Genomic DNA, 7,175 nt, shown 5'->3' with positions numbered 1-7,175 from the left:
CCGATGGAGTTTGTGGTCGGATTGCCGATCAACATGCGGGGAGAAGACACCGAATCGACCGCTGATGCGCGACGTTTCGCACGGGAACTCAGCCGAGCTTCAGGTCGACCGGCCATTCTGGTGGACGAGCGATTGAGTACGGTGACGGCGCACGCTGCATTACGTTCGTCGGGTCGCACTCAGCGGGGCTCCCGTGGCATTGTGGATCAGGTCGCCGCGGTGGTGCTGCTGCAGCACGCGATCGACACCGAGAAACGCACCGGCAACCCGGCCGGTCCGGAGGTTTCGCTCGACGAGGAGTCCGCCTGAACATGCCCGACCGTTCTGCCGCGCCGTCTGACGACAGCAAAGACCCGATCGCTGATCTTTTTGAGAACCTGCCAGATCCGGTCACGCAGCAGGCGAAGAGTGCACTTCCCGATGCCCCAACGGCAGCGGCTGCGCGGGCTGCTTCGGAAGGGCGCGACAGCGAGGACGCACCCGTCCCCGGATCCCGTCGGGCAGCGCGAGAGGCGGCGGCGCGTGACACCGGCGCACAGGAGATCGTGGCTCCGGCTCCCTCCAGCGCGCACACGGATCGTGTCGAGGCCTCGCCGACGAGCACTCCCGAGGCGGTCGCGTGGCCTCTGGCCTCGGAACCGGGTCCTTCGGCTTCGAGTGATGCGGCGCCATCCGGCGCGACGCTCGACGACCTCTTCCACCGCGAAGGCACCACGCCGACGAGCACGGAGCCGCGTCGTCGCTCGCGCAAGAAGGGCTGTCTGATCGCGCTGATCATCCTGCTCGTGCTGCTCGGCGGCGCCGTCGCAGGTGGCGTCGCGGTGTGGAACGTCTACGGCGATCGCATCAGCGAGGTCATGGGCTGGGGTGAGCCCAAAGACTACGAGGAGGGCATCGCGACGGGGGAGACCCTCGTGACGATCTCCAGCGGTGACACAGGGAGCGAGGTGTCCGCGGCCCTGTACCGCGCAGGCGTGACGAAGACTTCAGACGTCTTCTACGACATGCTCGTGAAGGAGAACATCGCGAAGACGTTCTACCCGGGGGTGTACCGACTGCAGACGAAGATGACGGCTGCCGCGGCCCTGGCTGCGCTTGACGATCCCGCGAACAAGCTGGAGAACTCCGCGCTCATCCGGGAGGGGCTCTCGATCGCGGCCATCCTCCCGATCCTCTCCGAGAGCCTGGACATCCCGATGGCGGATCTCGAAGCAGCTGTCGCAGACCCGAGCGTCTACGGCGTGACCGCGCCGACGCTCGAAGGCTGGCTGTTCCCGGCACTGTACGACACCTTCGAAGCTGGCACGCCGGCGACGGAGGTCATCGCCGCGATGGTCGAGCGCACGCGCGAATCGCTGGCAGCAGCCGGTGTCCCCGCCGGTGACGAGCAGCGCATCCTCACAATCGCCTCGATCATCCAGCGCGAAGCCCGGTACGAAGAGGACTTCTACAAGGTCTCCCGAGTGATCCAGAACCGGCTCGGCCCCGACAACGCCGAGACTGGCGGCCGCCTCGAGATGGACTCGACCGTGCAGTACGGCTACGGCCAGCTGCACCAGGGGGAAGCGAGCACGTCGGAGGAGGCTCGCAACGACGACAACGGCTGGAACACGTACATGTATCCCGGACTCCCTGTGGGGCCGATCGCGAGCGCCGGCGACCTCGCCATCGACGCGGCGATGCACCCGGTCGACGGGCCATGGTTCTACTTCGTGACCGTCAACATGGACACGGGCGAGACGATCTTCACGAACACCTACGACGAGCACCTCGTGTATGTCGAGCAGATGCAGCAGTGGTGTTCTGAGAACCCCGATTCCGGGTGCTGACGCCGTGACCGAGGTGGCCATCGAGACAGCGACGCGCCTGGCAGTCTGGGGCGACCCCGTTTCGCACAGCCGTTCCCCTCAGCTGCACAGCGCCGCGTATCGCGCGCTCGGTCTGGACTGGTCGTACACGCGTCGTCAGGTGGCGGCGGAGGCGTTCTCTGCGGCGATCACCGGACTGGACGGCTCCTGGCGAGGGCTCTCGCTGACGATGCCGCTGAAGGAGGAAGCGTTCCGCTGGGCCCACACGCGTGACCGCGCGGCAACGCTCACGGGTGCTGTCAACACCCTGCTGGTGAACGGCCCGCTGCGCGGACACGGCTTCAACACGGACATCGCCGGACTCGTTGCGGCGCTGCGTGAAGGCGGTCTGCAGGAGAGTCCGCGCGCGCGCATCCTCGGCGCGGGGGCCACCGCAGCATCCGCCATCCTCGCCCTCGCCGAACTCGGTGCGACGCGGATCGATGTCGTCGCGCGACGCCCCGAGGCAGTGACGTCGCTGCGCGCACTCGGCGAGGAGATCGGGGTCGCGGTCGACGGATCCGCATTCGACGCGTCACATTCGACGGTCGATGTGACGATCGCGACACTGCCCAGTGGCATCCGTCTGGAGCCTGCGATCTCGCGTGCGCTCGGCGACGCGGGCGGTGCACTGTTCGATGCGGCGTACGCGCCCTGGCCCTCGGCACTTGCGGAGCAGTGGACAGACGCGCCGCGACTCTCCGGCATCGGGATGCTGCTGCATCAGGCGGTCGTGCAGGTGCGCATCTTCCTGCACGGAGACCCCCTCGCTATCCTGGATGACGAAGAAACGGTCGTGGCCGAAATGCGCGCGGCCGTCATGGGAGACTAGAGGAATGCTCCGCGTGCTCACGGCCGGCGAATCGCACGGTCCCGAACTCATTGCCGTCATGGAAGGACTCCCGGCGGGAGTCCCGCTGTCCTCGGAGGCGATTCAGGCCGACCTGGCTCGGCGCAAGCTCGGCGATGGCCGCGGATCGCGGATGAAGTTCGAGGCTGATGCCCTCACGATCTCCGGCGGCGTCCGCCATGGTCGCAGCCTGGGCAGCCCGATCGCGCTGCGCATCGGCAACACCGAATGGCCTAAGTGGATCGAGGTCATGAACCCCGAGCCGGTCGAGTTGACCGATCGCTCGCGCGGTCGCAGCGCGCCCCTGACGCGCCCGCGTCCTGGTCACGCTGACCTCGTGGGCATGCAGAAGTACGGCTTCGACGAGGCCCGACCCATTCTCGAGCGTGCGAGCGCCCGCGAGACCGCGGCCCGCGTCGCACTCGGCGCACTGGCTCGCGCGTTCCTCGGCGAGCTCGGCATTCGGCTGGTCAGCCACACGCTCTCGATCGGGCCGGTGCGCGTTCCGGACGGTTCCCCGCTTCCGGGTCCCGACGACGTCGCAACTCTCGACGCCGATCCGCTGCGCTGCTTCGACCCCGCGACCTCGGCGCTGATGGTCGAAGAGGTGGCCTCGGCCCGCAAGGACGGCGACACACTCGGCGGCATCGTCGAGGTTCTCGCCTACGGCCTCCCGCCCGGACTCGGATCGCATGTGCACTGGGACCGTCGACTCGACGCACGTCTTGCCTACGCGCTCATGAGCATCCAGGCGATCAAGGGCGTCGAGGTCGGCGACGGCTTCGAGACCACGCGCCGCCGTGGATCGGCTGCGCACGATGAGCTCTTCGTCGCCGAGAACGGCATCACTCGCGGGTCCGACCGCGCCGGCGGAACCGAGGGCGGCATGTCCACGGGCACCGTGCTGCGGGTCCGTGCCGGCATGAAGCCCATCGCGACCGTTCCCCACGCTCTGCGCACGATCGATGTCACCTCCGGCGAGGCGGCATCCGCGCACCACCAGCGCTCCGATGTCTGCGCGGTTCCGGCTGCCGGTGTCGTGGCCGAGGCGATGGTGGCGATTGAGCTGGCCAACTCGGTGCTGGAGAAGTTCGGGGGAGACAGCGTCGCAGAGACTCGTCGCAACTTCGACGCCTACCTCGCGGCGATCCCGGCCGAGCTGCGCACGGCATCCGCGTCGGACGAGGCGCTGATCCTGCACGATGAGCTCGCCTGATCCTGCCGAGTCGACGCCATCCACCACGGGTGACGTGCTTGTTCTCGTGGGCCCGATGGGCGCCGGGAAGACGAGCGTCGGTCGTCGTGTCGCGAAGGCGCTGGGTCTGCGTTTCGTCGACACGGACAAGGTGATCGCGGCTGCGCACGGTGCGATCCCGGAGATCTTCGCGACGCACGGTGAGGCGCAGTTCCGGGCGTGGGAGGCGGAGGCTGTCGCGGAGGCGGTCACGCGGGGCGGCGTCGTGTCGCTCGGCGGTGGCGCGGTCGTGACCCCTGCGACGCGGGACCTGCTGCGCACGGTGCCCGTCGCGCACTTGACCGTCAGCACCGAAGCGGTCGCCGCCCGCATCGCGGACACCACACGGCCACTCCTGGCCGGAGACGACCCTGTCGCCGAGTGGTCGCGCATCGCCGATGCCCGACGCGGCTGGTACGACGAGGTCGCCGATGAGACTTTCGACACATCCCGCACGCCGATGCAGCGCGTTGCGGAGCAGGTCGTGAACTGGATGAGAGGACGCGAATGAGCGCGCAGACTTCGACCTTCACCGTGAAGACGGCAGGCGCTGCCCCCTATGAGATCGTCGTGGGACGCAGCATCCTGGACCGCGTCTCCGGGGCACTCGACCCCGCCGTGCGCAAAGTCCTCGTCGTGCACCCGCCGACGCTCGCCGACCGTGCGGCTGAACTGCGTGATCGACTCGTCTCGGATACGAGCAACGGTCCTCGCGAGGTCCTGCTCGCGGAGATCCCGGACGCGGAGTCCGGAAAACGCATCGAGGTCGCGGCGTTCTGCTGGCAGATCATGGGGCAGTCCGACTTCACCCGTACCGACGCGGTGATCGGTTACGGCGGCGGTGCGGTGACCGATGTCGCCGGCTTCGTCGCGGCCACATGGCTGCGGGGCATCCAGGTCGTGCAGGTGCCGACCACGGTGCTCGGTCTCGTCGATGCCGCGATCGGCGGCAAAACCGGCATCAACACGAACGAGGGCAAGAATCTCGTCGGTGCCTTCTGGGCCCCGCGTGCCGTCATCGGCGATCTCGACGAGTTCGGGAGCCTCAGCGCGAACGAGGCGACGGCGGGCTATGCCGAAGTCGTGAAGGCGGGCTTCATCTGGGCGCCGGAGATTCTGGACATCATCGAAGCAGACCCCGCACGCGCCGTGGACACGACCACGCAGGAGTTCCGTCGCACGATCGAACTCGCGATCGACATGAAGGCGCAGGTCGTCTCGAATGACTTCCGTGAGGCGGGTCAGCGCGAGATCCTCAACTACGGTCACACGCTGGGGCATGCGATCGAGCACGCGGAGCGCTACCGCTGGCGTCACGGCGCAGCGATCTCGATCGGCATGATGTTCGCGGCAGAGCTCTCGCGTCTCGCGGGCCGGCTTCCGGATGCGGCCGTGCAGCGTCACCGCGACGTACTCGAGTCGCTGGGGCTGCCGACGAGCTATCGCAGCGGCGCGTGGGCGACGCTCCTGTCGACGATGCAGCGTGACAAGAAGAGCCGCGGCGGCATGCTGCGTTTCATCGTCCTCGATGACATCGCGAAGCCGACCGTTCTGCAGGCTCCGGATGAGTCGCTGCTGTTCGCGGCCTATCAGGAGGTCGGTGCATGAGCACCGTGGTGCGCCGGATTCGGGCTGACGAATGGTCCGCCGTGCGCGCCCTGCGCCTGGAGGCCCTGCGCGATCCTGCAGCAGATGTGGCCTTTCTCGAGACGTGGGAGAACGCCTCGCTCCAGCCCGACGAGTTCTGGCAGGAGCGCGCCAGCAACTCGGCGTCGGGAGATGCCGCCGCGCAGTTCATCGCGGAGGATGGAGAAGGCTGGGTCGGCTCGGTGACGGTCCTGCGTGCCGCTGCCGGAAGCATTGATTACCACGGCGATGTGCTCGCGGAATCACGCAGCAACGTCGTGGGTGTGTACGTCCGGCCCTCTCACCGTGGTGACGGGCTCATCGATCAGCTGCTGGATGCCGCCGCCTCCTGGTCGGCGAGCCACGGAGACACCCGCCTGCACCTGGGCGTCCACGTCGACAACGCGCGCGCTCAGCGCGCCTATCAGCGATCCGGATTCCTGCCGACGGGCGTCACGATGACGACATCCATCGGCGACGAGATCGAGATGGCACGGGAGCTGACGGATCGCCCGGGGCGCCGGATCCTGCTGGTCAACGGTCCGAACCTGAATCTGCTCGGCACGCGAGAGCCAGAGGTCTACGGCACTGCGACGCTCGCGGATGTCGAGCGTCTGGTCGCCGAGCAAGCCGCAGCTCTCGGCTACGCGGTGCGTGCCATGCAGAGCAATCACGAGGGCGCGCTGATCGACGCGATTCACGCGGCGCGCCAGGACTGCGCGGCCGTCGTCATCAATCCCGGTGGCCTCACGCACACGTCGGTGGCGCTGCGCGATGCGCTGACCGGGATCGCCCTGCCGTTCGCCGAGGTGCACATCTCCGACGTCTACGCGCGGGAGGAGTTCCGGCATCATTCGTACCTGACCGATGTCGCTGCCGTGCACGTCGTCGGACAGGGGATCGACGGCTACGCGCAGGCCGTGCGGCAGCTGGCAGCACTCATCCCGTAGAATTGACCGTCGGGCTCCGATCCTGACGCTTCGGTGCGACCGCCTTGCGCGGTGACATCCGCGGATCGGCCCACTCATACTTCGACACGAAACGGATTCACGCGCATGGCATCGACCGCAGACATCAAGAACGGCGTCGTCCTCAGCATCGACGGACAGCTCTGGAGCGTCATCGAGTTCCAGCACGTCAAGCCGGGCAAGGGTGGCGCGTTCGTGCGCACCAAGCTCAAGAACGTCGTGTCGGGCAAGACCGTCGACCGGACCTACAACGCGGGCACGAAGATCGAGATCGAGAACGTCGACCGTCGTGACTTCACCTACCTGTACACCGACGGCGACAGCTTCGTGTTCATGGACATGGATGACTACGACCAGCTGACCGTGGGCGCCGCGACCGTGGGCGACGCGAAGAACTTCCTGCTCGAGAACCAGCAGGTCACCATCGCGCTCAACAAGGGCAACCCGCTCTACATCGATCTTCCGGCGTCCGTGATCCTCGAGGTCACCTACACCGAGCCGGGCCTTCAGGGCGACCGCTCGTCTGCAGGCACCAAGCCCGCGACGGTCGAGACCGGCTACGAGATCCAGGTTCCGCTCTTCATCGAAGCGGGTACCAAGGTCAAGGTCGACACTCGCACGGGCGACTACCTTGGTCGCGAGAAGTAAGG

8 protein-coding genes and 1 pseudogene are annotated in these 7,175 nt (G+C 67.4%); all 9 read left to right on the top strand.

The features are described 5' to 3' along the window. A partial coding sequence (ruvX, locus tag JOD62_RS14765) for a Holliday junction resolvase RuvX (protein ID WP_204939986.1) occupies nucleotides 1-309 on the top strand: 309 nt, incomplete at its 5' end. 2 nt (nucleotides 310-311) lie between these two features. Then, nucleotides 312-1,829 carry an endolytic transglycosylase MltG gene (gene mltG / locus JOD62_RS14760; protein ID WP_204939985.1) on the top strand — a complete coding sequence of 506 codons (1,518 nt, stop codon included), beginning with the start codon at nucleotides 312-314 and terminating at the stop codon, nucleotides 1,827-1,829. 4 nt (nucleotides 1,830-1,833) lie between these two features. Continuing rightward, nucleotides 1,834-2,679, top strand: a complete 846-nt coding sequence (locus JOD62_RS14755) for a shikimate dehydrogenase family protein (protein ID WP_271171564.1) — start codon at nucleotides 1,834-1,836, stop codon at nucleotides 2,677-2,679. A 4-nt stretch (nucleotides 2,680-2,683) separates the two neighbouring features. Continuing rightward, nucleotides 2,684-3,913 (top strand): chorismate synthase, encoded by a 1,230-nt coding sequence (gene aroC / locus JOD62_RS14750; protein WP_204939983.1) that lies wholly within the window; start codon nucleotides 2,684-2,686, stop codon nucleotides 3,911-3,913. Next, entirely contained in the window at nucleotides 3,900-4,442 is a 543-nt protein-coding gene (locus JOD62_RS14745) for a shikimate kinase (RefSeq protein ID WP_204939982.1), read from the top strand. The genes aroC and JOD62_RS14745 overlap by 14 nt, the downstream gene beginning before the upstream one ends. Next, nucleotides 4,439-5,539 carry a 3-dehydroquinate synthase gene (aroB, locus tag JOD62_RS14740; RefSeq protein WP_204939981.1) on the top strand — a complete coding sequence of 367 codons (1,101 nt, stop codon included), beginning with the start codon at nucleotides 4,439-4,441 and terminating at the stop codon, nucleotides 5,537-5,539. The genes JOD62_RS14745 and aroB overlap by 4 nt, the downstream gene beginning before the upstream one ends. Then, nucleotides 5,536-5,985 (top strand): annotated as a pseudogene (locus JOD62_RS14735) (GNAT family N-acetyltransferase); the annotation flags it as partial. The gene aroB and the pseudogene JOD62_RS14735, both read left to right, overlap by 4 nt. Before the next feature lie 60 nt (nucleotides 5,986-6,045). After that, nucleotides 6,046-6,507, top strand: coding sequence for a type II 3-dehydroquinate dehydratase (gene aroQ, locus JOD62_RS14730; protein WP_204940243.1), 462 nt, complete (start codon nucleotides 6,046-6,048; stop codon nucleotides 6,505-6,507). Between the two features lie 105 nt (nucleotides 6,508-6,612). Beyond that, complete coding sequence (gene efp, locus JOD62_RS14725) at nucleotides 6,613-7,173, top strand: elongation factor P (RefSeq protein ID WP_204939980.1); 561 nt, start codon at nucleotides 6,613-6,615, stop codon at nucleotides 7,171-7,173. Nucleotides 7,174-7,175 lie beyond the last annotated feature (2 nt).

It is taken from the genome of Microbacterium keratanolyticum, from assembly GCF_016907255.1.
GTDB lineage: Bacteria > Actinomycetota > Actinomycetes > Actinomycetales > Microbacteriaceae > Microbacterium > Microbacterium keratanolyticum.
The sequence above is the reverse complement of the archived record's forward strand: the minus strand, read 5'-3'. Positions and strand labels throughout refer to the sequence as shown.

What these genes read in the sequence shown, in the direction of transcription:
- mltG (WP_204939985.1), top strand. Translation starts at nt 312, where the DNA reads ATGCCCGACCGTTCTGCCGCGCCGTCTGACGACAGCAAAGACCCGATC.
- aroC (WP_204939983.1), top strand. Translation starts at nt 2,684, where the DNA reads ATGCTCCGCGTGCTCACGGCCGGCGAATCGCACGGTCCCGAACTCATT.
- JOD62_RS14745 (WP_204939982.1), top strand. Translation starts at nt 3,900, where the DNA reads ATGAGCTCGCCTGATCCTGCCGAGTCGACGCCATCCACCACGGGTGAC.
- aroB (WP_204939981.1), top strand. Translation starts at nt 4,439, where the DNA reads ATGAGCGCGCAGACTTCGACCTTCACCGTGAAGACGGCAGGCGCTGCC.
- aroQ (WP_204940243.1), top strand. Translation starts at nt 6,046, where the DNA reads ATGGCACGGGAGCTGACGGATCGCCCGGGGCGCCGGATCCTGCTGGTC.
- efp (WP_204939980.1), top strand. Translation starts at nt 6,613, where the DNA reads ATGGCATCGACCGCAGACATCAAGAACGGCGTCGTCCTCAGCATCGAC.